The organism is Reichenbachiella faecimaris, assembly GCF_900176375.1.
Taxonomy (GTDB): domain Bacteria; phylum Bacteroidota; class Bacteroidia; order Cytophagales; family Cyclobacteriaceae; genus Reichenbachiella; species Reichenbachiella faecimaris.
The window spans coordinates 653,667-678,565 of the sequence record NZ_FWYF01000003.1; the positions used below are offsets into that span (position 1 = coordinate 653,667).

Genomic DNA, 24,899 nt, shown 5'->3' on the forward strand with positions numbered 1-24,899 from the left:
TATTATATTAGTGACAGATATAACCGACGTAAACACTATAGTGGTGTTTACGATTTATTATGACTGCGGAAGACTCAATAGAAAAGTTGCCAATTTCCAAAAAGTGCCCAAGATGCGCTAATGAATGTTCTAATGAAGCCATAGTCTGTGGTTCGTGTTCATTTTCTTTTTCAAAAACTAGGAGAGCATGGAAGCGTACAGTGAACATAGCGTCCACCGTTTCACTATTTATTGGCTTACTGGTGGTTGTAATTAATCAAAGTACTCAAATATTCGATAGGTTGAGGCCAACAGAATTTGTTTTTTTGGGTATTGGAAGTGCAACAGGCACAAACAGACTTATAACTGATAATTTTACTTTAGGAATTAAGAGTGGTGGATCCATTATGCTGGAAAAACTTCAATTTTATGGGTCTGACAAATATAGTTCCCAGCTTCACATGGATATTTTAGTTGGAAGGGGCTTTAAGTCAAAAGATATTGCGAGCATAAAAATAAATCCAACGGCAATACATCTTAGTTATCAGCCTGCTTCAAGAGAGATTCTTGAGTCTTTTATTGACGCTGGAGTACAACCAGAAGACCTATCATTTTTCTTCAAAATTAGACCTACATCAACCGAAAATAGTTTTTACCTAAACAATCCAAAGTCATCTATTCCAGGAATAGCAAAAGTCTCATATTTTGAAATAAACAATGAATCCCAAAAAAGACAGTTCAAAGAATATCCTGTTACTCTTTTGATCTGGGTTAGAAAATTTGAAAACCTTGGTGCCGTCTTCGAGCAAAAGGATTTTCCACATGTGGATCAAGAAAAATTGCTGAAAGACTATGCAGAACTAATTAATAAGTTGACGGAGTAGCAGGGGATTCTTGCATCTGTTAAAACGGGCAATTGCTAGGAAAGAATGAGGTTTCATTGGTTTAGATACTTTGGTGGGACTTGGAAAGTCCGTCTCATTTAATAAATTTAAACAATGGAGTGGTTTGGTGGCAACGAACAGGTCAGTGTTTCCTAATCCCCACTGATCATACATAGCCAGATCACTGTCATATATAAGAACAGATTTCGACAGAAAATGAAATTGAAAAAGACAACATGTGGTATTCTTAGCCTAATTATTCTTAACTCTTGTGTTGTTCAGCATCATCCTTGTAACACCATAGCTAAGAATCAAAACACGAATTCTGTTGATTTTGATATTGTAAAAGCCAAATTTCCATTGTTGAAAAAGAATCTATCAAGTGCAAATTCCTTGTTTGTAACAGTATCCAATCTAAAAAATAAAACAAGTGTAAGTTCATACTTATCTGACGTTAGAGGAGATACACTTGTAATATCTTCAGCATTAAAAAATAACCGAACCAGAGAGCGAATGGTGGTTAATTATGAATTCCCGACATCAATTCTATCACAAAGTGAAGCAAAAAAGCTAGAGGATGGAAAATATCAAATAACTTATAAGAGTAATTTCGGCGAAAAATCCATACAAAATCTAATTTACAATTTAGAAATTATATCCATTGATAATGGTCAGATTTACTTGTACACTGGGAAGTTAATTGATCAAGAAGGCACAGAAGTGAGCTTTGTACTCCAAACAGACCCACTCGCTACCTTAGCTCTATTTGCTGTAGTAAATTATTCTTCGTCAATCTCCAGCAAATGGGATCATTTCTTTAATTTATGTAGGGATAGATACAACAAGTACAAGAGAGTGTGCGAAGATCAAGATCCACCTAAAAAGGCTGAAATCATCCATACTTTCAAACGACCTTTATTGGAAATAGGCAATTTCAAGATCGGTGAGGAATACATTGAAGACTGTGAAATCGTATGTAAGTAGAAAATGGATTCAACTATTATTAAGGATTTTATTTTCAAGCCTTTGACACTGGGATCTCTTATCATGGTAATTTCCTATGCCTTTGAAACGATCAGTAAATCGATACCCAAAGAACGTCATGATGAACTTGCAGATAAACTCGCTTCTTTTAATCTTACAAATCTCGTCAATGAAGTATCTAATGCCTTATCTGCATCCTTCGACAATATTTTCGGAGAAAAGTACTTATCTGTCAAATCATTCAAAAAGGCTACTATTTTTTCGTTTATATCGGTTATAGTTTTTTACTTCTTAGCATTATCACTGCACGAAATTTCTTGGGAAGGTCTTATTTGGAAAGATTGGTTTTTTTGGCTAATTCATATGACGATAAACTTCACGATCTTTAACCTAATTCCCGATTATTTCATCTATGTAAAGACTCGATATGTGCTCCACTTACTCGCTGATGGAAACCATAATTATACCAGAGTATTAATAATAGATTTATTGGTGACTCTAGTTTTCGGGATTACTAAATTTTTACTTATAACGTATGTACTTTCAACCATTTTTGAATTTAGGAATGATGAGATGTTCGTCTCTGGGTGGAACGCACTCACATTATCTGTTTCTAACTTTGATGGAACTGGAGTCACATATTTGAATGCGGTTCCAGGAGTTTTTATTTACTCTAGCCTATTCTTCTCTGTTTTTCCATGGTTTTATATACTCTCCTCTTTTCTAGCTAACAACAGTAAAAAGTTTTTTGAATTCAGTTATTTTATCAAGAAGTGGATTGATTTCGTGAACAAGCCAATCGAATCCCTCAAAACAATCAGCGTCATTGTGATTATCTTGCTTGGATTGATCGTATTTATTTTAGATTTGATTTTTTAAACGCCATTACAAAAATTCTTAAGGAAAAAGTTGCTACTGAAATTAAAGTGCTAAACGGACAGTAACATTGGCTATAAACAGGGTTTTATTGGTCAGGATATTTTCGTGAGATTAGAAAGTTTGCCTCATTTAATAAATTTAAACAATAGCAGCTTTGTGGCCGCGAAAAGGACGGCATTTTCGAATCCTTGCTCATCATTGCCAGCTGTTCGTCAAACGGAGTAGTAAATTTAGACAACCTCAATCCTCCCCAGACCTCTCAAGCAGCTTCTGATCCATGTTCTTAGTTGCTTTAGCACCAAGTTTTTTCATTTTTTCTGCTCGATTGATGAGGTTCCCCTTGCCCTCATAGAGTTTTTTGGCGGCTTCCACATAGACTTTTTGGGTAAGGTCGAGCTGGCGGCCAATGCCTTTCACATCTTCAGTGAACGCCACGAATTTGTCGTATAAATTCCCTCCTTCTTTGGCTATTTCAATGGCATTTCTGTTCTGATATTCTTGCTTCCAGATACTGGCGATCGTTCGCAACGTAGCGATCAAAGTAGCAGGACTCACGATGACAATATTTTTGCTATAGGCGTCATTAAAGAGCTCAGCATCTTTTTGCACGGCCAAGGAGAATGCAGGTTCTATTGGAATGAACAACAAAACGAAATCTAGCCCTTCTACACCATACAGGCTTTGGTAGTTCTTTTCACTCAGTCCTTTGATGTGAGCCCTGAGTGAAAGCAAATGTGCTTTGATTTGCTTCTCTTTTTCTTCCTTATCATCTGTATTGGTATATCGCTCATAGGCGATCAGTGAGACTTTAGAATCCACAATGATACTTTTGTCATCAGGCAATTTCACGACCACATCAGGCTGGTATCTGTTGCCTTCGTCATCAGCGTAAGACTGCTGCACGAAATATTCTCGTTGCTTTTCAAGGCCAGATTTTTCCAGTATACTTTCCAAGATAAACTCTCCCCAGTTGCCTTGTGCTTTGGTGTCGCCTTTAAGTGCTTTCACTAGATTTTCAGCTTCTTTAGTAATTTTTTGGTTCAGCTCTTTGAACCCGGCAATTTGTTCTTTCAGCGCAGAGTTACGCGCAATATTTTCTTTGTTGGTTTCTTCTACCTTTTTCTCGAAGGCTACTATTTTCTCACCTAGTGGTTTTAGGAGTTGATCTACTTGCTCTTTGTTGTGTGTGGTGAATTTCTTGCTGTTTTCTTCCAGTATCTCGTTGGCCATATTTTTGAATTCAGCCGAGAACTTTTCACGAATTTGGTTGAGCTCTTCTTTCTGAGTTTTTAGCGTTTCCTGAATATTTTTATAGTCAGACTCTAATCGTGAATGTTGATTGCTGAGCTGCATGATTTTCTCTCGTTCACCACGCAGTTCATCATTCATTTCTTTGAGGTTTGCAGTCAGCGATTCAGATCGTTCTATCTCCATTTTCACCTGCAGTTCCAATTCTTTAGTTTTCAGTTGGGCATCAGCATTTTGCGGGTTTTGAAATTTTGATTTGGCTACAAGCCATGCTGCTCCAGCACCTAAGACGAGACCAGTAAACAGGTAAACGAAATGATAAACTTCCATAAAACAAATCTATAAAGTGTAGATAGATTTTAATTACTGCTTGAATCTATTTTTCTAATAATCTCCATAAAGCCTTTGTAGCCAGGCAAAAAACTCCATGCTCCATGCCAGCGCAATATGGAGAATAACACCACCCCAAATTCTTTTGGAATATAAAGCCAGAATGCCAATGAGGTAACCACCAAAAGCCGAGCTGATGGCTTCTGCCATTGGTTTGCCAAAGTGTAGAAACATGTAAGCCCCTACCATAGCCAACACGGCATGACCACCAAGCACACGAGTAAACCCAATGACCAGAAACCCCCTGAAAAAAAGCTCAACATTAAGGAAATTGGCTCCATAAACCCCCTCATAGATGAGCATGGGAACCCAACCCGAAATGTCATGTTCGACAGCAAATTTATCGCCACCACTAGGTAAGTAGCGAGGGTAGTAATTCGTAAGATCAGACAGGAATGAAGCCAATCCAATGCCGACCACTACCAATAAAAGTAAGACACCATAGGGCTTAAAGTCAGTGTTGCGCACGGTCAAACCATACCAACTCTGAGACTCGTCCTTTTTTCGTTCATACCAATAATAAAATAGGATCAGAGGTAGGAGTAGGGTGAAAAAGGTTTTGCCACGCCACATCACTTTTCGCACAAAGCGATAGTCGATTACATCTAAATGTTCGATCAAGCCGTAGTGGAAGTACAGCGTTCTGCTAAAGCCTAAAAGCACGAAGCCAAAAATAAATAACAGCCAAAATTCTTTAGACCTTACCCATGCTTTGTTTGCATCGAAAACGTACAAAAGACTACAAATGACTAAAAATGGAAATCCCATAAATAGCGTCATGTAGAACCAATGCCACAATGTTCCCTGGTATGAATCTACAATACCATCCTCAAAGTCAAACGTATAATTGAGATAAGTGCAAAGGGCAAGGAAAAGGGCTGTACAGAGGTATAACCCTAGGTGATAATGTTCCTGAAGATACTTGTTCAGGTACTTCCAGATTTGTTTCATCTAGTCAAGAAGATCAAAACTGAGTAAGATTTCCATGGCGTCTTCAGCCACTTCCATTTCCATTTCTTTCTCAAAGGCAACGTAGGCGTAGTAATTGTTTTTGTTCTCTTTGTCCATAAGACCTAAAACAAGATAGATCCGTCCATCTTTGGTCCCTGAGACAAAGCCACCAGACATACTTTCAAACTCCAGCAACTCCATTTCGTCTATCTCACTCAAATTGAGATCGTCCTCTGCCATTTTGATAACAAAACCAGCCAAATCAAGACCTTCCAGTGCGCTATCTTTCAAAGGATATAGTCCGAATTCAATACCTTCCTTACTGGCTTCTAGTGCCTCTTCTGTATTTGTGGTAACAGCAAATTCTTGAGGCAATTCAAATTGTAGATGGTAATACGCCCATTCGTAAGACTGCCAGACCTGAGCCTGCACCATAACTGGAAAAAGAATAAAAACAAGAACAAACGGAAAGGAAGCAGATTTACGGCGGGTCATAATTTTATATTTTAGAATAAATATAAATACATTATCATTCAATAGACAACGGAAATTGCCGTTGGGATCAATAATAAATTGATTAACTTTTAGAAAAATTTTCTGATTGTGGTAAGCATCAAATCTTGTTTGAGTCTTCTGATCCTGTTTTGTGGTATTCAGGCTTTCTGCTCTAATCAGCCTGTGATCAATCCTGAAAATTTCCTTAATAACAATAAATCGCTAAAACCATATCTAAGGGTATACACAGATCCTACTGGCAATGCTTCTATAAATGACATATTAAGAGACGAACCTGTTTTTTCTCAACTCAAAGGTGAGCTCAGCAAAGAAAATATCTATTGGGGCAAGCTACTGGTCGAAAATAATCAAGAAGTCATTAAACTTTATCTACTGCATGTAGGGAAGAATGATTTTATTGATTGCTATTTTGTGCAAAACGACTCCATAGTACAGCACGAACAAAGTGGGTATATGTACCCACAACACTTGAAGTCTGTGCCTAAAGGCAGCTACTATATTCCGCTACTGATGAATGCCAATTCTACCCAAGAGTTGTACATCAGAATAGAAGAAAAAATCCACAATGATCCCGAATTCGATCTTCGTTTGAGTAGTGGAACCAACTGGGTTTATGAAATATTAGACAAGCATATCGTAGACTTTATTTTCCAAGGACTTTTTTGGATCATCATGATATACAACTTGTTCTTATTTGCCACTACAAGAACAAAGGCCTACTTATATTATGCATTTTATTTAGGCTGTGTTGCGATCAACTATCTTTTTCTAACTGATATTCTGAGAGAATATGTTTTGAACGAAGTGCCGTGGCTCACTATCTATTTTATTCCAACAACCATTCTTGTAGTTGGCGCTTATTGGATTTTTGTCAACGATTTCATAAGTGCGAAAAAGTACTTCTTTCTTTATTATAAATGGATAAGAGTAGTATCCTATATTGATATAGGGATATTTTTTGTAAGTGTACTTGTCATTCACTTTACTAAAGAGATATATATTGTTACAGATGGTCTCAGAGCCGTAGCACTACTCAACGCCCTACTGATATTTGGTTTGATCTACCGGATTTATGATTCGAAATACGAGATGGTCAAGTACTATATGTATGGAACAGGCGCTATGGTTATTATGGCGGTTATTGATACTATACTTTGGAATCCTTCGACCTCGCAGGCGAATTTGATGAAGTATGGATTGATAGCTGAGATAGTGGTCTTTTCTATTGGCCTGGCACAGAGAAAAAAAATACGAGAAAAGGAGAGAAGAAAGGCACTCAATAAGCAAATAGATCAGTTGAGAGTCAATGAAAGTTTGGCACAATGGCAGAAAGAAGAGCTCGAAAAAATCATTGATCACAGAACCAAAAAAATAAAGAAGAAAAATAAAAAGCTGAAACGCGCAATCAAAAAAGCCGAAACAGCAGCACGAGTAAAATCTGATTTCCTCTCAGTAATGAGCCACGAAATTCGAACGCCAATGAATGCAGTGATTGGAACTATTCATTTGCTGCTTGATGAAAATCCCAAAAGAGGACAGCTAGAACACCTCAAGACCTTGAAGTTCTCTTCTGAAAATCTCTTGATATTGATCAATGACATTTTGGATTATAGCAAGGTAGAATCTGGCAATGTTCAGCTAGAACATATTGATTTTCACCTCAGGGAGTTGACCAAAGGACTGGGAAATACCTACGAACAGAAAGCTGCTGAAAATGGCGTCAAGTTCAATATTCTGATTGATCACAATATCCCGTCCATGCTCAAGGGTGATCCAGCCAGGCTTACTCAGATATTGAATAACCTGATCAGTAATGCCCTGAAGTTCACCCCTGGAGGCGAAATCAAATTATTGATTCATCTTTTGGCTAGAAGTAATGGGAGAGTGAAACTTGAGTTTGCCGTTGAGGATACGGGTATAGGTATTTCAAAAGACAAATTGAAGCTGATTTTTGAGAGTTTCACACAAGCACATGCGGATACCACTAGAAAATATGGGGGAACAGGTCTTGGACTGGCAATTACAAAAAAACTAATCAAGCTATTTGACAGTCAGATTTTCGTGAAAAGCAAGGTCAATAGAGGCTCCAAATTTTACTTCTCTTTGTACATGGAAGAAGCTGCCCATGCCAATGCAGCCATAGAGCAAGACGACGTCTTGATGAAAGAAGAGGTGAAAGGTAAGCGGGTATTGGTGGTAGATGATAATGAAATTAACCTGATGATGGCTAAGAAGTTCTTAGACAAGTGGGGATTGATTTGTGAAGTCGTATCGTCAGGACAAGATGCATTGATCAAGGTTTTTGATACAGATTACGATTTGATACTGATGGACTTACAAATGCCTGAAATGGACGGTTATGAAGTGACAGCAACCATTCGGTCTTTGGATAACACAGATTTAAAAAATATTCCGATTGTAGCTGTGTCTGCTGATACCTATGAAAATGTAAAAATAAAAATTGCTGAAGTAGGCATGAATGATTTTCTTTCCAAACCCTTCAACCCTATGGAACTGCTTACAGTTGTGCACACATACACGAGAGGAGCAAGTCAGGAAATAGAGCCTACCAATTTGTAACCTTTCCCAATCTTTTCAATTCTATTTAGTATTTTTAGAATATATATTATAATTATTAATGACTTGTTTAATGAGTTTTTTGCGTCTGTTTAAGTAACTCATTAAGAATGGTTTTTGATCAACAATGATATTATCACTACTATTACACCCGAAAACCTCTAATCTGATATGAAACTTATTCTTTTACTCACCTTGGTTGTATTTCAAGATTCCTTGAGTGTAGATAACAATAGAATGGTAAACGCTGCTCAAAAGTCTTATCAGGAAGCTGATTATTCAGGTGCTTTAGAAATGTACGCCAAGATCATAGAGTCGAATCAATCAGACAATAAGACTACAGATATCTTTCGAATGCAATTCAAACTAGTGGATTGTTTGATCAAGCTTGAAAGAAATAAGGAAGCCTCTACTACGCTCAAAGACCTGAGGTTAGAATTATGGCGTGGTCAACACCAGGAGCTCTACCCAGCATATTTCCTTCATGCAGGCAACTTAGAGCTGGCTCTAGATAATGATACAAAAGCAATAGAAATGCTGGATTCGGCAAAAATGGTAACTAATGATGCTCTTCAGCTAATTGAAATCGAATTACGCCTGATGGATGTTTATGCATTGAATCGCGATCTAATCTCAGCTACCCAAGTGCTAGATGAAATAAAAGAACTTTCGAATCAAGTCACATCTACTGAACCGTATGCAGGAGACATTCTTTTGGCAGAAGGTAGATTGCTGGGGCACAAAGGAGAGTTTAACCGTGCAATCAAAGTGCTCAACCAGGCCTTAGAACTAAAGAAAAAAAGCGTCAGTGATGGTCATCCTGATTTGGCGATTTATTATCAATCCCTTGGATTGCAGCATCAAGGACTGCTGCAATATGATAAGGCATTGGAGTATTTTAGCATAGCACTGGATATCAAATTGAAATATTTTGGACAAAGGCATTTATCTGTTTCCGATACTTACAACGCCATTGGCTTTGTGCTTTACAAAAAAGCATTAGCTATTGAATCTCTAGAATTTCATCGTAAAGCGTTATCTATCAGGAAGGAGAAACTGCAAGCGTCCAACTATAGGATCAAACAATCAAAGGAGATGCTCGGCATATCTTATGCCAAAGCTGATTCTTTTGCTAAAGCAGAGAAACTATTTCTGGAGGTTTATGAAACGCGCGTAAAAGACTTGGGCGAAAACAACCACTATGTTTCTTATTCCTTATACAATTTGGGTGCATTGGCCGAAGAAGTCTTGCAGTACGAAAAGGCTCTTGTTTACTTCAAGCGAGTGGTCGAAATGGGGAATAAAATCTATGGAGAGAACAATGCAGATCAAGCAGATAATTTGAATAGACTGGCGAGAATGTATTGGTACCTTGGGTACGATATTGAGGCTAAAAAGACCTACCAAAGAGCATTAGAGCATAATTTTCCAGAATATAAATTTGATGGCCACTACGCTTCTATGCCTGACTCGGATTATTATTTGACATTTAGAGAATGCAATCGATCACTACTCGGCCTGGCTGGTGTATATGGCAACTCAAATAATATAGACTCTCTTCGATTGGCCGTCCCGTTTATAAAGAAAGCTGAAGAATATTTGAACAAGCACAAACTGAGATTCTATAACAATACTGATCTGACGAGTATTTCTCAGAGCTACAAATTCATAGCAGAAAACGCCAATGTTATTCTTTATAAGTTGGCTCAACGAGAAAATAAAAAGGAATACTTGGAGGAAATTTTCAGGTTGAGTGAGCAAGCCAGAGGATCCGCACTAAATACACAAATCAATGAACAAAAAGCTAGAGCTAATACTGGAATTTCGGTCGAAATGACCAATAAAGATGAGCAGATAAGAGCGAAGAAAGATTCGTTGAACTCACTTCTGGTATCGATGATGAGAGATGATGAAGACCTCGCTAATATTCAACCAGTCAAGAAAGAATTGTTTGAGCTGAATAGACAACAAGAAAAACTCATCTTGGAGATTGAAGAAAAATATCCAAAGTATTCAGAACTAAAATATGGGCAACGACCCGTGAGCGTATCAAATGTAAAATCCTATTTGAAGGAGCAGGAGGACAATGTGGCTTTGATGCAATATTTGTACACAGATAGAGAACAATTGATGATTATGCTCATCACAAAAGATATCTATGAGGTCGTTTTTATTGACGATAGTTTGGGACTAAATAGTCATGTAGAAAGGTGTCGAAAGTCTATTGAAACATTCGATAAGGAATCATTTGAAAAAAGTGCTGATCTCCTTAACTCAATCTTAATAGCACCTGTGAAAAATTATCTGGATTCTGTAGACCGCATGGTGATCATACCAGATGGAGTGATTAGTTTGATACCTTTTGATGTGATTTGTGACAATAATAATATCGAAATGTTGCCTTACGTGATTAGCTATGATCTATCCGCAACATTGCTTTTGAGTCGTAAGCCATCTAGCAAGAGGTTAGACGGGTTTTTGGCTTATGCACCTGTTTTTGATGATCAGGATCAATCAAGCATAGAACTGGGCGGACTAGTGTTGCGCTCAGATGCTTTGGTCAATCTTCCAGGAGCAATTGATGAAGTCAAGATGACAGGAGAAATTATGAATGGCACCATTCGAATTGGTGATGAAGCTTCTGAATTCAATTTTAAAAACGAAGCTTCAGGATACAGTATTATACATTTGGCCACTCACTCGATTATTGATCAATCCAGTGATCAGTATTCAAAACTCATTTTTAGCGGCAGTGGTACAGATGAGGACAATTACTTGCATGCATTTGAACTTGCCAATATGGATATGGAGGCAAACCTTGTTACACTTAGTGCCTGCAACACTGGAGTAGGAAAGCTCGAAGATGGCGAAGGTATAATGAGTATGGCAAGATCATTCAGATCAGCAGGAGTGCACAGCGTGGCGATGAGCCTCTGGCCAGCATCTGACAAGTCCACGCCTGAGCTAATGAAGTACTTTTACCAAAACTTGAAGGCAGGACAGCGAAAAAGCGTAGCGCTCAATAATGCCAGAAAGCAATATTTAACTACTGCCACTGGCAAAGCGCGGCATCCTTTTTATTGGGCTGGATTTGTGGTAATAGGAGACGACAGTCCGATCACCTCAGAAAACTCGAATATCGCAATGATCCTATCGATTTTGTTTTTACTCACTGCAGTACCGATCGTACTCGTCATCAAAAACAAATATCTCAGTATCGACTAATTGAGTCCTTAGAACTACTTATTTTCATTAAGTGGATTTCTTTTCCAAATGTTTCATATACAATTATTCAATATCCTCACCTCCGTCTAGTATTGAGTCAGACGAACCTTCAATCATGGTAGAAGGAGTGTTATGAATTTGTTCAAATTTCTCTAAAACTGGATCTTCATGGCAAGAAGTTAAAACGAAAAGGGCGATAAGGTTAAGCGCAAATAAAATTCTGTTCTTTTTCATATTTCTTATACAATTGTGATAAAGTCATTTTCAAAATTAATTTAATTTTTCAAGTAATTCTGAGACTCGTTCTGCGTAATCTTTTGAAGTTTTGAGTCTCCCCAATCGCTTGATAGCTAGATCAGGCTTGTTCTGTCTCAAATCTATCAGAGAAAGGTACCAAAGGGAGGCCTCTGAGTAGTAGAGGATATTTTGATTCTCAAGTTGTTTGAAATTCTCTTTGGCCTTTTCTATATAGCCCAATTCCATTTCACAGATGGCCTTGAAAAATAATGCCGAAGAATCTGTCGGAGATTCTTCCAGATATTGACTGAAATACAAGGAGGCCCTGTCATAATTTGTGGCGTCATATTGGATGAACGCCTTTTCTTTGTTGCCAGCTGATTCGCTATTTTCATCTCTAGTGGATGTATATTCAAAATTTTCGTACGGCTCGTAATAGGCGAGAAATAACTCCTCTCGACTGGGTTCAAGTACCCATTTACCAATCAGCATCATGCCCACCAGAACGGACGCAGCTATGGCCATTTTTAGAAAAGGAAACGAATTCGGTTTTTCAACCATGGCGTTCGATTCCCATTGATCGAAGTTTTTTTTGATAGACTCACGAGCATGTTGTCGAATGCCTAATATCTCTATTTCTATTTGGTCAGCCTCAGCCCTGAATGCTAGATCTTGGTCATATTTCTCCTGAAATTGTTGTGCTTCTTCCTCACTCAATTTTCCATTGAAATAGTCTCTGATAAAAATGTCAACCTCTTCCATTTTCCTCATTTTTGGGTACTTTTTCTCAACCTATCCAGACATCTTTTTTTCTGATTTTTAGCTACCCCATCATTTTTATAACCCAGCCGCTGGGCGATGTCTTTAAATGACAGACTTTCGTAGTAAAACAGTTTCAACAAAGACTTACAAGGCTCCAGCATATGATCTATTTCTCTCTTGATCTGTGCTGCAGCAGCGGCTTTATCGCTTCCAAGTTCTTCAGTGCCCTTCAGGAAAACCAAATGCTCGTTCAATCGGTCTTCGTGTTTGAGCACTGTATTTTGCTTTCTAAACTTCATCAGCACCTGATTCTTTGCTACACTATACAAATAAGTGCTCAATTGGCTCGTCAGCTGATCCAATCTGCCTTGTACTATATTTTCATACAGATACATCTGGGCTTCTTGATAGGCATCACGAGCTTCTTCTTCAGTCAGCGAAAGCTCTTTTTGGCACCAGGCAATAAACTTCTCTTGCTCTTTGAGATAAAAGGTTCTAAACAGAGCCTCCTTTCCTTCTTTTAGCTGATCAACAATGTCCTGATCCAAATTCTTAGTCATTAATAGTTTTCGTTGCAAAAGGTATACATCAAATCTAAATAAGCCCAAACATCTTCTTAGGCTCAGTGGAAAGTTTTTTTCTCTTCCCTGTATACCTCTGGTCTTCTGTGCAATTAAGGGACACGAAACTTTAAAACCTTATTGCCATGAAAACTTTACTGTCTGATAAGCTTGCACTCTCTGTTAGATTTTTTTACGATCCAAAATTTTGGATTCAACTATCAAAAGCTTTATTGATTTTTATCCTTTGTTTATGTACTTGGATAGGGGCAAAAGCCCAATCTATCAGCTATAAGCCATTTTATGATTTTTCAGTAGGCCTTACGCATGAAGATTTTTATGCGGTAGGTACAGAAGAAGGAGCTCCGAATGGAATCAGCTTTAATGATGATGGCACCCGAATGTTCATTATTGGTTATGGCTCTGATGCTGTTCAGCAGTATAGTTTGTCATCTCCATACGACATAACCTCTACGGTAGAACATGAGGGCTCATATAACGTGTCTGCTGAGACAAATACGCCAAGGGATGTTGATTTTTCAGATGATGGTATGCGCATGTATATACTGGGAACAGATACAAGGCAGATGCATGAATATACGTTAAGTGCGGCCTATGATATTACTTCAACAGTCACTTATACAACTAATACTCGATCAATTTCAGGGTGGGAATCTTTACCACTGGCTGTAGAATTTTCTGCAGATGGTTTGAAGGCTTTTTTTGTAGGTGCTCAGAGCAAAGTGTATGAAACCCGCATGTCAACTCCGTTCGATGTTGCTACTGGTAGTGCAGGGGTTTGGACATATACAGAAGATTTGAGTGCAGGTGACTTACGCGATATTCGATTCAGTCCAGATGGTAGAACGATGTATTTATTGGATGAATTTAATGATATTTTGAAAGTAGAATTGAATGTCGCCTTTGACCTTTATGAAGGATATACCGAATACGGATCTGTTTTCAATACGTCTGACAATGAAACCGAAACCTGGTCCATGGCTTTTGGCCTAAATGGCAGTCGCTTGTTGACATCTGAAATATCAGATGATAGAGTCAATCAATATAATTTCAATAATCCTACATTTTATGAATCTCTAGCTAATGACGGATCAATTGAGACTGCGGTCACATCTTTCGCATTAGATGGAGAAACTTTCAACAATCCGGGAGGAAATTTAACTTATGGATCGGATTTTAGCATAGCTAATTTGCCTGCTGGTTTTTCGGCCATATTTTCTGTAGAACCAGAAGGTACCTTTGGAACGCTGACTTTCTCTGGTAGTACAGCTCTCCACCAAATCGACAACAACATCAGTGGACTCGTTTTTACTTTCGAAAACTCCGCTTTTGCTGGTGATGATGCTTCTGCTGTAGCGAATGCAGTCGGTCATAACTCAGGTATAAATATTGACTTTAGAAACAACGGAAGCCCATTCATTTCTTTTGGTGGTTATGCAGACCTTTCCAAAGCAACACATGAGGGAGTTACTTCTTCATTAGCCACAGAAGACAATCAATTGACTGGTATGGCTTTTAGTTCTGATGGAATGAAGGTATTCATCACTGGTTCTCAACATGATGCCATATACCAATACAATCTTTCCAGTCCCTTCGACATTACTCAAGGGGTTTCTTATAGCAACAACTCAGTAGATATTTCAGGAGATGATACCGCTCCGCTTGGTTTGGCATTCAACCCTACAGGTACTAAAATGTTTGTAGTTGGCGCCTTAGGCGATGAAGTGATGCAATATTCACTTTCGTCCCCATTCGACCTAAGTAGTACGGTGGAAAATGAAGGTAGTCCATTCAGCCTAGCCGCTCAAACGTATCGAATGGACATTACATTTAGCCATGATGGACTGCTTATGTTCATTCCTGGCGAACAAATATTTGCCTATGCGCTCAATACACCGTTTGATATCACGACGGGTGGTACATTGGTTGGAGAACTCGATCATGGCATAGCTGCTTTCGCTACTGACGTAGAATTTAGTCCTGACGGTATGACTTTATATGCCTCTTCGGGATCTTCTGTAGTGACATTCCAATTAGAAGCCCCTTATTCATTAAATCAACAGGTTGGGAAGAGTGTGTCAACTTCTTTCAGTTCGTACGAAACGAGCATTATGAGTATTGAATTCGGTCCTGATAGACAGAAATTATTCGTAGCGGGTACTACAGGTGATGACCTGAATCAGTTTATGCTACCTATTTTACCCTTGGAAGAGTCCATTACTAACAATGGGACTTTAGAAGGATCTAGGACAATTCGTATTGCGGATGACAAATTCACCAAAGCTGGTTCCACCCTGACGGCAGGAGTGGATTTCACAACTACAGGTGTTCCTGCCGGACTTTCACCAGTACTGACTGTGGCGTCTGATGGACTATCCGCTGATTTAACATTTTCGGGTCAGGCTACATCTCATGGACCAGCAGCTAATATTGAGGATATAGTTTTTACTTTCAGTAATTCCGCATTTGTTGATAGTGATGCGAATGATGTGCTTTATGCCGTAGGTTCAAGCAGCCATTATAGTATGGAATTTATAGATGCGAATGCTTCGGTATTTCATGCTAATGGATTTAAAATCGATGGTACAGTGAACTACACAGGATTTTCTATGTCTGTAAGATCACAAGCCAGCAATCCGAGCGGGTTTGCTTTTAGTACGGATGGTATGAAGATGTATGTAGTAGATCAAACTTCACGTACTGTTTTTCAGTATAGCCTTAGTGCTCCGTTTGTGACCTACCCTGGCATGAGTTACGATGAGGTGACCTATGCTGTGGGACAGGATACTGCTCCTAAAGATGTAGAATTCAGTGAAGATGGTACCAAAATGTATATCGTGGGCGATGGAAACAACCGGATATATCAGCATACCCTATCTACCCCCTTCGATTTGTCTACTGCCAGTTACGGTGATACTCATTTAATCGTAACTAATGAAGAGACTACACCAGATGGGATGTGTTTCAGTAAAAATGGAAGAAGACTGTATGTCATTGGCAATGGCAGCGGCAATATGGTGCATCAGTACAGGTTATCACAGCCGTATGATTTGTCATCAGAGATTTCATTAGTTGGGGAAGTAGAAGTGTCATTTGTATCCATACCAACAGGCGTGTTTGTTTCTCCTGATGGCCTTACACTTCAGGCGATCGGTACTGGTGGCGACCTGATTTATCAATACAACATGTCCGTGCCACATGATGTCAGTAGCGCGGTATATGCTTTAAAGATTTTGAATGTTAGAAGTAAGTCTAATTCACCTGCAGATCTCACCTTCAGTAGCGATGGGAGTCGTGTGATTATTATTGGGTCCAACTATGACAATGTAGACCAATGGGAAATCGATACTGATGACTTTCAGGAGTCTGCATCCACACCGGGAGCAGTGGAAGGGGCCATAAGTTTGAGTATAGTAGGTGATCAATTCAGTAATGCGGGAGGGTCATTATCAAATCCAGATGATTTCTTAGTGCCCGGCTTACCTACAGGCTTGGTACCCAATATGACTATTTCTGAGGATGGATTGACAGCGACCCTGACGTTCACAGGTTCAGCAGAAAGTCACCAAAATAATGATGGCATAAGCGATCTTGTGGTTACGTTCGAAGATGGTGCCTTTGACTCAGGGGATGCATCCGGAACACTCAATGCAGATATTAATACTGGTGCCAATATCAACTTTGCCAATGATGCTACATTGGTTTACTCCAACGGCTATACGCTTGTAAATGACCCAGTTTTCTTTGCGTCTGTGCCTTCTTATGATACAGGTTCTAAAAGTGTGGCCCTCAGTGCAGATGGATATAAAATGTATGTAGTTGGTGACAATAATGAAATAATTCATCAGTATACCTTATTACATCCCTTCGAGCCGGGAAAAGGTTATAATTTGAATGGGTCATTCACTTTGCCTGGTAGCTCACAAGAAGCTATTACATTCAATAATGATGGTACGAGCTACTATTATCTTTCTGGTGCAGACTATGTGGCACAAGTAAGCCTATCGACTCCTTGGGATATATTATCTGACAGAACATCGGTAGGAACATTCGATTTTTCATCACAAGACACTGGGGCTTCCGATGTTACATTCAACGATGATGGCACCAAAATGTATATGATTGGGTTCGTGAGTGATGCGATACATCAATACTCCTTGGATAAGCCTTTCGATCTTTCTACTGGAGTTTCTTATGATAATGTTTCATATGACATTTCGGCCCAAGCTACATTTCCTAGAAGCCTTGATTTTAATGCTGATGGTTCGAGATTGTTTATGCATGGTTCCAATGGTATTTTTGAATATCACCTCAGCAATCCGTTTGATATTAGTACTGGGATAACTTATACAGGAAACAACTATACGCCTTCTGAAGGAGCAGGTTTTGGGTTTGAACTTGTGGATGGCGGAAATAAAATGATAGTAGTCAATGCCAATAATATTTACCAATACAACTTCGAAGCTGACGGGTTTGTGGAGTCGGCGAACAATGACGGCACGTTGGACGGGTTGATAGGTATTCAACTGGGATATGACACGTTTGTGAATGCAGGCGCAACGCTGGCTCCTACTACACATTTTACATTGACCGGAATTCCTACTGGACTGACACCCACAATGACCGTAGCCACAGATGGAAAATCGGTCAGTTTGAGATTGGAAGGCGCCGTGAGCAGTCATCAAGACAGTGACGATGTTAGCAATATACAGATCAGTTTTACAGATGCAGCTTTTACTTCAACGAGCGCAGCAGCAGTCATCAACGCTATCAACTACGATACTGGTTTTGGAATCGACTTTCAGGACAACAACGCTCATATCATCTATGGAAAGGCTTTGAACTTTGATGAATCACTTCCTAAGCTTAAGACTACCTATAGTGTGGCTACGCAGAGCGATCAGCCCAATGCGATGACGATGAACCCTGAGGGAACAAAGATGTACGTGATAGACTATAATAGCGAGACCATATCGCAATACATTTTGACCATACCATTTGATTTAACCAGCATGTCTTTTGATAATTCTCTGGATCTATCTGCTGAGATCAGCGCTCCGGCTGCCATTTGTTTTAGTAGCAATGGCCAAAAAATGTTTATTCAATCATTTAACAACATTCATTATCAATATACAATGAACACGGCCTATGACGTGAGTGCCGGAGCTACACTAGCAGGCACATTTACTTCTTCCTCCCAAGGGTTGCAGTCTTCCGGCTTTTGGTTCAAACCGGACGGTACCAAGATGTGGATTACAAGCTCGGCAGATAATGAGGTGAACCAATACAGCCTGGAGACCCCATTTGACATTACTGCAGGCGTGTCCTACGATGGTTATTCGCTAAGTGTGACTACCCGAAACTACACCAGCTTGATTTTTTCTAGTGACGGCAAAAGCCTATTCATCGGCAATGGCCCCTATCCTGGCTCAGCTGGTATCACACAGTATGGGCTCAATGTACCATTTGATCTGACTGGTGGGACGGAGTATATTCGTGGTTTTAATGTACACGATATCACGGGATCTCCTCAGGGTATATTTCTAAACCAGGATGAAACTAAATTCTATGTGTTGGGATCTACGGATGATTCGGTGTTTGAATTTGATTTAGAAATCGATGATTTTGCCGAAGGAAACTTAAATGATGGCAGTGTCGAAGGGGCATTGGAGATTAGAATAGTAGATGAGCCTTTCACAAACGCCGATGGCCATTTAACACACGGATCTGATTACTCAATTACGAACCTGCCTGCCGGGCTCAACCCTCAGCTTGCTGTTGCAGCAGATGGATACTCAGCGACTTTGACATTTGAAGGCAAGGCCAATGCACATCAGGATATCAATGATGTAGGGAATTTGAGTTTCACTTTCAGCAATTCCGCCTTTGTCAATGGTGACGTGTCTGCTGTGGCCAATGCCATTGCTTCTGCTTCTAATAGAAGTATTGATTTCAGAGATAATGTGCCAGGACTAACTTATGGCGATGTTTATGATTTGGGTATGGCAAGTCATGATGCCTCACCTTACGACATGTCGGGTCAGGATAGCGACCCCACCGACCTTTCGTTTAGTACAGACGGCTCCAAACTATTTGTTTCGGGCAATAATAGCGACATGATCCATCAGTACAGTCTAACTTCCCCGTTCAATGCTACAAATATTGCATCCTATGATGGCGGCTTCGACAATTCGGCTCAGGATGAATCAGTAGAAGATCTTGCTTTTTCTGCGGATGGTATGCGCATGTTCTTATTAGGAGGAGATAACTATAACGTCTATCAATACAATCTAACCACAGCGTTCGACATTACTGACGGCGTTACGTTTAGTGGCAATGCCTTTAATTTTGAAGTATATGGACAAGATACTTATGCCTTTACCTTCAATGCTGACGGTACAAAAATGTACATTGCCTCCACCAGCGACTATGAAATTTTTCAATTCTCGTTGTCATCACCTTATGACCTTGGTTCTACCATAACCGACGATGGTGATCCGCTCATTACCGCGGATGAATCGACTGAATTTTACGCATCTCCTACGGGAATTGTCTTTTCAGCAGACGGGCGCTATCTGATGATGACCCAAGATGGGGATGACTACAATATCATGCGTTATATTCTCAATGTTCCGTTTGATGTGACTCAGGGTGCTTTGAGAGATTTGAATGTTTATGATTTAGATCAGCATAGTATCTGGGGATCAGGCATTGCTCTAAGCGCTGATGGTTCACATGTATTTGTTACAAACGGTGACGATGCTACCATTGAAGGATTTACTATTGACGTTGGGGGCTTTATCGAAACAGGTGCCAATGATGGCACTGTGACAGGTTCGATGGAGATAGCTATTTTCGATGATACATTTAGTAGCATGGGAGGAACGTTTGCCTCGGGTAGTGATTATACAATTACTAACTTGCCCACAGGGCTCATACCTACACTTACGGTGGCTGAGGACGGTTATTCGGCTACGTTAACATTGAGTGGAAATGCAGTAAGTAATGCAAACGCCAACGACATCAGTGGTTTGGTATTCAATTTTATGAATTCAGCCTTTACCAATAGCAGCGCTTCGGATGTAGCGAATGCAGAAAATTCGGATAGCAAGATTGGTATAGATTTTCTTGCCAATACTGGCAATGATATACTCACCTTTTCATTTGCTACGGAGACAGGCCCAGCGACCATAGATGCTGAGAATCATTCAGTGGATATTGAGATTACGTTTACGTCCGATATTACGAACCTGATACCTGATGTTACAGTATCCGATGGTGCAGATTATTCGCCGAATGGTGCTACAAATTTCACAGATCCAACGACGATTACCGTAACTGCAGAGGACGGTACCCCACAGGATTGGTTAGTTACTGTTACAAAAGCACCACTGAGTATGGCTACTGATATCATCTCTTTTATTGCGGAAGGTCAGACGGGTCCTGCAATTGTAGATGCCATCAATCATACGGTCGAAATGGAGGTGCTATTTGGAACTGAGGTGGCCAACTTGGCTCCGACCATTACCGTGTCGCCAGGTGGTAGTATTTCACCGAATAGTGAAGTGAGCAGGGATTTTAATGATCCGGTTGTTTACACCGTGACTGCCGAGGACGCAACTACCACGCAAGATTGGACAGTAACTGTAACTATTGCACCAAATGACGCTACGGATATTTTGAGTTTTACACTAGCCGAACAGAGCGCGGAGGCGGCAATAGACGATTCGAACCATACGGTAGACATTACCGTGGTGGCTGGTACGGACGTAAGCAGCCTCTCCCCGAGCTTTACGGTTTCGCCTGGAGGTACTGTTGTTCCCAGTAGCGGAACGGCCCAGGATTTCACCGATCCTATAGTATATACAGTAACTGGCCAAGACGGGATAACCGAGCAAGAATGGACGGTGACTGTAGAAGTAGAACTATTTACAGGTACAGAGATACTTTCTTTTGTTCTAGGCGAACAAACCCAATCTGCTGAAATAGACAACATCAATAATACGGTTGAAATTGAAGTGGCCTATGGCACTGATTTAACCAATTTGAGCCCAACGATTACTGTTTCGGCCGGAGCCAGTATCTCGCCTCTGGGTGCTCAGGATTTTAGTGAAGCGGTGATCTATACGGTTACAGCAGAAGAAACTACGATCACGGAAGCATGGACAGTGACGGTTACAGAAGCACCAAGTAACGAAACAGATATTTTGACTTTCGTTTTGGATGAGCAAACTGAGGAGGCCAGCATAAATGCTGATAATCACACAGTGGCTATTGAGGTAGCCAATGGTACAGATCTAAGTAGCCTAGAGCCAGCGCTCACAGTATCCGCAGGGGCTACTATTTCACCATCTGGTGTTCAGGACTTTAGCCAGACTGTAAGCTATACAGTGACGGCCGAAAACGAAATTACCACACAAACCTGGTCAGTAACTGTGACCGAAGCACCTAGTAGTGCGACGGATATTTTAACTTTTGAGCTAGCAGCACAAACAGGAGCAGCGACTATAGACATCACCAATCATACCATTGGCGTTGAGGTGGAATTTGGTACAGATTTGACGAGTCTGGAGCCTGCCATAACCGTTTCTGATGGCGCGACATTATCGCCATCAGGAGCACAGAACTTCACCAATTCGTTCACCTATACAGTTATTGCAGAGGATGAAAGCACTTCACAGGAATGGGTGGTTACAGTTACTGAGGAAGACCAAGAAGTATTGGCAGCGTCTGAGTTAGATTTTAAGCTAAAGGTCTATCCAAACCCAGCCACAGATCAAATTTTAGTGGAAGGGTTGACGAACGATACAAAGGTGGAGGTCATAGACTTAAGAGGGCAGACCGTGCTCTATCGAAGCATTAAAAATATGGAATACATCAATTTGACGAATTTAAAATCTGGTCTATACCATGTCCGATTTACAAACGATAAGATTTCCACAACAACCAGACTTCTTATTCGGAAATAAGCAAGCGTAGTTTCATGGCACTTGCACATAAAAGAGCAGCTTCGGCTGCTCTTTTTTCAATTTAATATGTCAAGCTATTTATCGAATGAAATGCATGGTTCAACGATTTATTCAAAGAAGAATTCAAAAGTGATTTTACATTTACAGATAAGTTTCAATCAGCTATAAATAAATGAGGAGAATTAAGAAAAATGACCATTCCGAAATGATGTTGGAAGCAAAGTCTTCAGCAATCAAAATGATAATTAAGGACTGGATTATGCGATTGATGTTTAGATCCACCCCAGGCATGAACGTATTAGCTACCTCTCTAATAAGTTAAAAATAAGAAATGAAAAACCTCTCTTCTCTTTTAGCATCAAAATGAATGCTTAAAAAAAGCTGAAACCATTCTTTTTTTGATAAATCACTTCGAGTGCGCCACTTTAAAGGAAAACGGAACGCATCTCCGTTTGACTAGATTTTTTCACTTCGGGAAATAAGAAATTAGATGGATTCTTGGGAATCTTCTGGGTCATGAAGTAATTTTTTTACAACAATTTTTTTATGATCCATTAATAGACTCCAGACAGTCTTGGATATTGATTATTTTGCATAACCATCTTAAACAAAACTAAAGTGAAATACTCGATCGAAAACGACCTGTTCAAAGTAGAAGTTGATGAATGTGGCGCAGAACTTTGCAGTATTTTGTCTAAAAGCTCAGGCTTTGAATACATTTGGCAGGCAGACCCTGAAGTGTGGAAAGGTGCTGCTCCTGTGCTATTTCCTATTATTGGTGCGCTCAAATCGGGAAGTTATTCCTTTGAGGGCAAATCCTATCAACTACCCAAACACGGCTTTGTTAGAAATAATAAAAAGGTAAGGCTGATCAATCGTACGAGTTCAAGACTTTCTTTTACCTTATCGAGCGATGAGGAAACTTTGGCCATGTATCCTTTTAAATTTGATTTGAAGATTAGTTTTTTCCTTTTTGAAAGCAGACTTCAAGTATTTCATGAGTTGATCAATACAGGTGATAGCTCCATGTATTTTTCACTAGGAGGGCACCCAGCTTTTAATTATCCATGGAAAGAAGACGAAAGCAAAGACGACTATTATCTGGAATTTGAAAGGAAAGAAAATAACTCCATTTTCGTACTAGGGAAGGGTGGTTTATTGACCAAAAAAGAAAGCCCCTTGATGGAAGACACCAATCGTCTGCCATTGGAAAATGGCATGTTCGATAACGATGCTTTGATCTTTACCGAGTTGAACTCTTCTGAAATCAGCATGAAAGCCAAAGGCTCAAAAGGTAAAATCAGTGTTAACTTTGACGATTTCCCATTTCTTGGGCTCTGGTCAAAACCCAATGCGGACTTTTTATGTATAGAACCTTGGGATGGGTTGCCAGACTTTGAAGATTCAGATCAGGAACTAACCCGTAAACCAGGAATTATCAAATTAGGACAAGGCAATATTCATTATGCGTCATACACCATTCAAATTTTTGAAGCTTAGCTTCGCGCTATTCTTTTGTATTTCAATAAATGCTTGTCAGCAAAAAGAGCCCCCGTTGTCGGAGGAATACCTGAAGGCTGATGCAGCATTTAGGGAGCGTTTATCCAAGGGGCGCGACCATTACCTGAAGCTAGTAGGCTTGCACAAATTAGTCTTGGGCACCAATCTATTTGGTGATTCTGACGCGAACAATATTCAATTGTCTAGTGAGGGGCTTCCAGCTACTATTGGGGCAGTTGAACTGGCTGAGAGCAACGCAGTATTTACAGCTTCAGACAGCTTGGAAGTCCGTCTTCTAAAGAATGATTCTCTGGTCGCGATTTGGACAGATGAGTTTACTCAATCTTCGGAAAACGGAGCCATGCTCAAACATCAGCATTTGGAGTGGCAAGTAATCAAAAGAGTGGATGAATATTTTCTAAGAGTAAAAGATCAAAACAGCGCCTTGGCCAAAGCTTTTAAGGGATTTGAAGCCTATCCATTACAAAGTAGTTATGTGGTGGAGGCTGATTATCGGCCATTTGCTGAATTCCGTACAGAGGAAGTCAATACACAACTAGGCACCAATCAACAAATGGATTTTGCAGGTATATTGTCTTTTGAATTGAAGGGACAAACTCTTGAGTTATCTGTTGGAGATGGAGGGTTCCTTATTGTTGGTGATATGACGAACGATGAAACTACCTATGGTGGTGGGCGCTACGTATATGTGGAACTTCCTGATTCTGCCGAAAAGGTCACTATAGATTTTAACCGTTTATACAATCCTCCTTGTGTGTATTCAGAGTTTACTACCTGTCCATTGCCTCCTGTACAAAATGTGCTGCCATTGGAAATATTGGCTGGCGAAAAATATGCACAACTATGATTTTTCATGAACGTGACAGTTTAATCCGAAAAGAGCTCGTGCCCGGTATTAGTGGCGAGCTTATTCATACTGAAACCATGTCTATCGGGTACTTTGATATAGAGAAGGGAGCAATACTCCCAGAGCATTCTCATGTGCATGAGCAGGTGACAAGCCTATTAGCAGGAGAACTAGAAATGACGGTAAATGGCGAATCCAAAATAATGAAGGCTGGGCATGTAGCTACCATTCCACCACATGCTGTGCATGCTGCATTGGCGCTCACTGACTGTAAAGTGATTGATGTTTTCAATCCAGTGAGAGAGGATTATAAGTAGACTGAATGCTTTGGTCAAGTATTGATATTATC

The 24,899-nt window shown here is 39.8% G+C and carries 15 protein-coding genes; 9 read left to right on the forward strand and 6 right to left on the reverse strand.

From position 1 onward, the window contains the following. Nucleotides 1–59 precede the first annotated feature (59 nt). From B9A58_RS15555 to B9A58_RS15565, 3 genes are all read left to right on the forward strand, one after another. Nucleotides 60–863 carry a hypothetical protein gene (locus tag B9A58_RS15555; protein ID WP_084373792.1) on the forward strand — a complete coding sequence of 268 codons (804 nt, stop codon included), beginning with the start codon at nucleotides 60–62 and terminating at the stop codon, nucleotides 861–863. Between the two features lie 216 nt (nucleotides 864–1,079). Further along, nucleotides 1,080–1,847, forward strand: coding sequence for a hypothetical protein (locus tag B9A58_RS15560; protein WP_084373793.1), 768 nt, complete (start codon nucleotides 1,080–1,082; stop codon nucleotides 1,845–1,847). Between the two features lie 3 nt (nucleotides 1,848–1,850). After that, nucleotides 1,851–2,726: a hypothetical protein gene (locus B9A58_RS15565; RefSeq protein ID WP_084373794.1), complete on the forward strand. Its 876-nt coding sequence runs from the start codon at nucleotides 1,851–1,853 to the stop codon at nucleotides 2,724–2,726. Nucleotides 2,727–2,966: 240 nt separating this feature from the next. Here B9A58_RS15565 and rmuC read toward each other — a convergent pair whose 3' ends face one another. From rmuC to B9A58_RS15580, 3 genes are read right to left on the reverse strand one after another with little or no spacing between them, the layout of a single operon-like run. Next, nucleotides 2,967–4,304, reverse strand: a complete 1,338-nt coding sequence (gene rmuC, locus B9A58_RS15570; protein WP_084373795.1) for a DNA recombination protein RmuC — start codon at nucleotides 4,302–4,304, stop codon at nucleotides 2,967–2,969. 54 nt (nucleotides 4,305–4,358) lie between these two features. Beyond that, nucleotides 4,359–5,315 carry a CPBP family intramembrane glutamic endopeptidase gene (locus tag B9A58_RS15575; protein ID WP_084373796.1) on the reverse strand — a complete coding sequence of 319 codons (957 nt, stop codon included), beginning with the start codon at nucleotides 5,313–5,315 and terminating at the stop codon, nucleotides 4,359–4,361. Continuing rightward, complete coding sequence (locus B9A58_RS15580; protein ID WP_139793921.1) at nucleotides 5,316–5,810, reverse strand: hypothetical protein; 495 nt, start codon at nucleotides 5,808–5,810, stop codon at nucleotides 5,316–5,318. Nucleotides 5,811–5,918: 108 nt separating this feature from the next. Here B9A58_RS15580 and B9A58_RS15585 point away from each other — a divergent pair, with 108 nt between their 5' ends. After that, complete coding sequence (locus B9A58_RS15585) at nucleotides 5,919–8,411, forward strand: hybrid sensor histidine kinase/response regulator (RefSeq protein ID WP_084373798.1); 2,493 nt, start codon at nucleotides 5,919–5,921, stop codon at nucleotides 8,409–8,411. A 168-nt stretch (nucleotides 8,412–8,579) separates the two neighbouring features. Beyond that, complete coding sequence (locus B9A58_RS15590; protein ID WP_084373799.1) at nucleotides 8,580–11,633, forward strand: CHAT domain-containing protein; 3,054 nt, start codon at nucleotides 8,580–8,582, stop codon at nucleotides 11,631–11,633. A gap of 63 nt (nucleotides 11,634–11,696) precedes the next feature. On the opposite strand, the gene B9A58_RS20420 is transcribed toward B9A58_RS15590, so the two are convergent. Genes B9A58_RS20420 through B9A58_RS15600 form a run of 3 tightly spaced genes read right to left on the reverse strand, consistent with a single transcriptional unit; the run spans nucleotide 11,697 to nucleotide 13,192 of the window. Then, nucleotides 11,697–11,867: a hypothetical protein gene (locus B9A58_RS20420; RefSeq protein WP_176214807.1), complete on the reverse strand. Its 171-nt coding sequence runs from the start codon at nucleotides 11,865–11,867 to the stop codon at nucleotides 11,697–11,699. A gap of 36 nt (nucleotides 11,868–11,903) precedes the next feature. Further along, on the reverse strand, nucleotides 11,904–12,632 hold the full coding sequence (locus B9A58_RS15595) for a tetratricopeptide repeat protein (RefSeq protein WP_139793922.1): 729 nt from the start codon (nucleotides 12,630–12,632) through the stop codon (nucleotides 11,904–11,906). 5 nt (nucleotides 12,633–12,637) lie between these two features. Continuing rightward, complete coding sequence (locus B9A58_RS15600) at nucleotides 12,638–13,192, reverse strand: RNA polymerase sigma factor (RefSeq protein WP_084373801.1); 555 nt, start codon at nucleotides 13,190–13,192, stop codon at nucleotides 12,638–12,640. A gap of 146 nt (nucleotides 13,193–13,338) precedes the next feature. On the opposite strand from B9A58_RS15600, the gene B9A58_RS15605 reads away from it, so the two are divergent. From B9A58_RS15605 to B9A58_RS15620, 4 genes are all read left to right on the forward strand, one after another. Beyond that, complete coding sequence (locus B9A58_RS15605; protein ID WP_084373802.1) at nucleotides 13,339–22,182, forward strand: T9SS type A sorting domain-containing protein; 8,844 nt, start codon at nucleotides 13,339–13,341, stop codon at nucleotides 22,180–22,182. Between the two features lie 618 nt (nucleotides 22,183–22,800). Next, a complete protein-coding gene (locus B9A58_RS15610) occupies nucleotides 22,801–23,682 on the forward strand; it encodes an aldose 1-epimerase family protein (protein ID WP_084373803.1) in 882 nt (293 codons plus the stop codon). Between the two features lie 55 nt (nucleotides 23,683–23,737). Continuing rightward, complete coding sequence (locus tag B9A58_RS15615; RefSeq protein WP_176214808.1) at nucleotides 23,738–24,550, forward strand: DUF1684 domain-containing protein; 813 nt, start codon at nucleotides 23,738–23,740, stop codon at nucleotides 24,548–24,550. Then, nucleotides 24,547–24,867, forward strand: coding sequence for a cupin domain-containing protein (locus B9A58_RS15620; protein WP_084373805.1), 321 nt, complete (start codon nucleotides 24,547–24,549; stop codon nucleotides 24,865–24,867). Before B9A58_RS15615 ends, B9A58_RS15620 begins: the two co-directional genes overlap by 4 nt. Nucleotides 24,868–24,899: the final 32 nt, after the last annotated feature.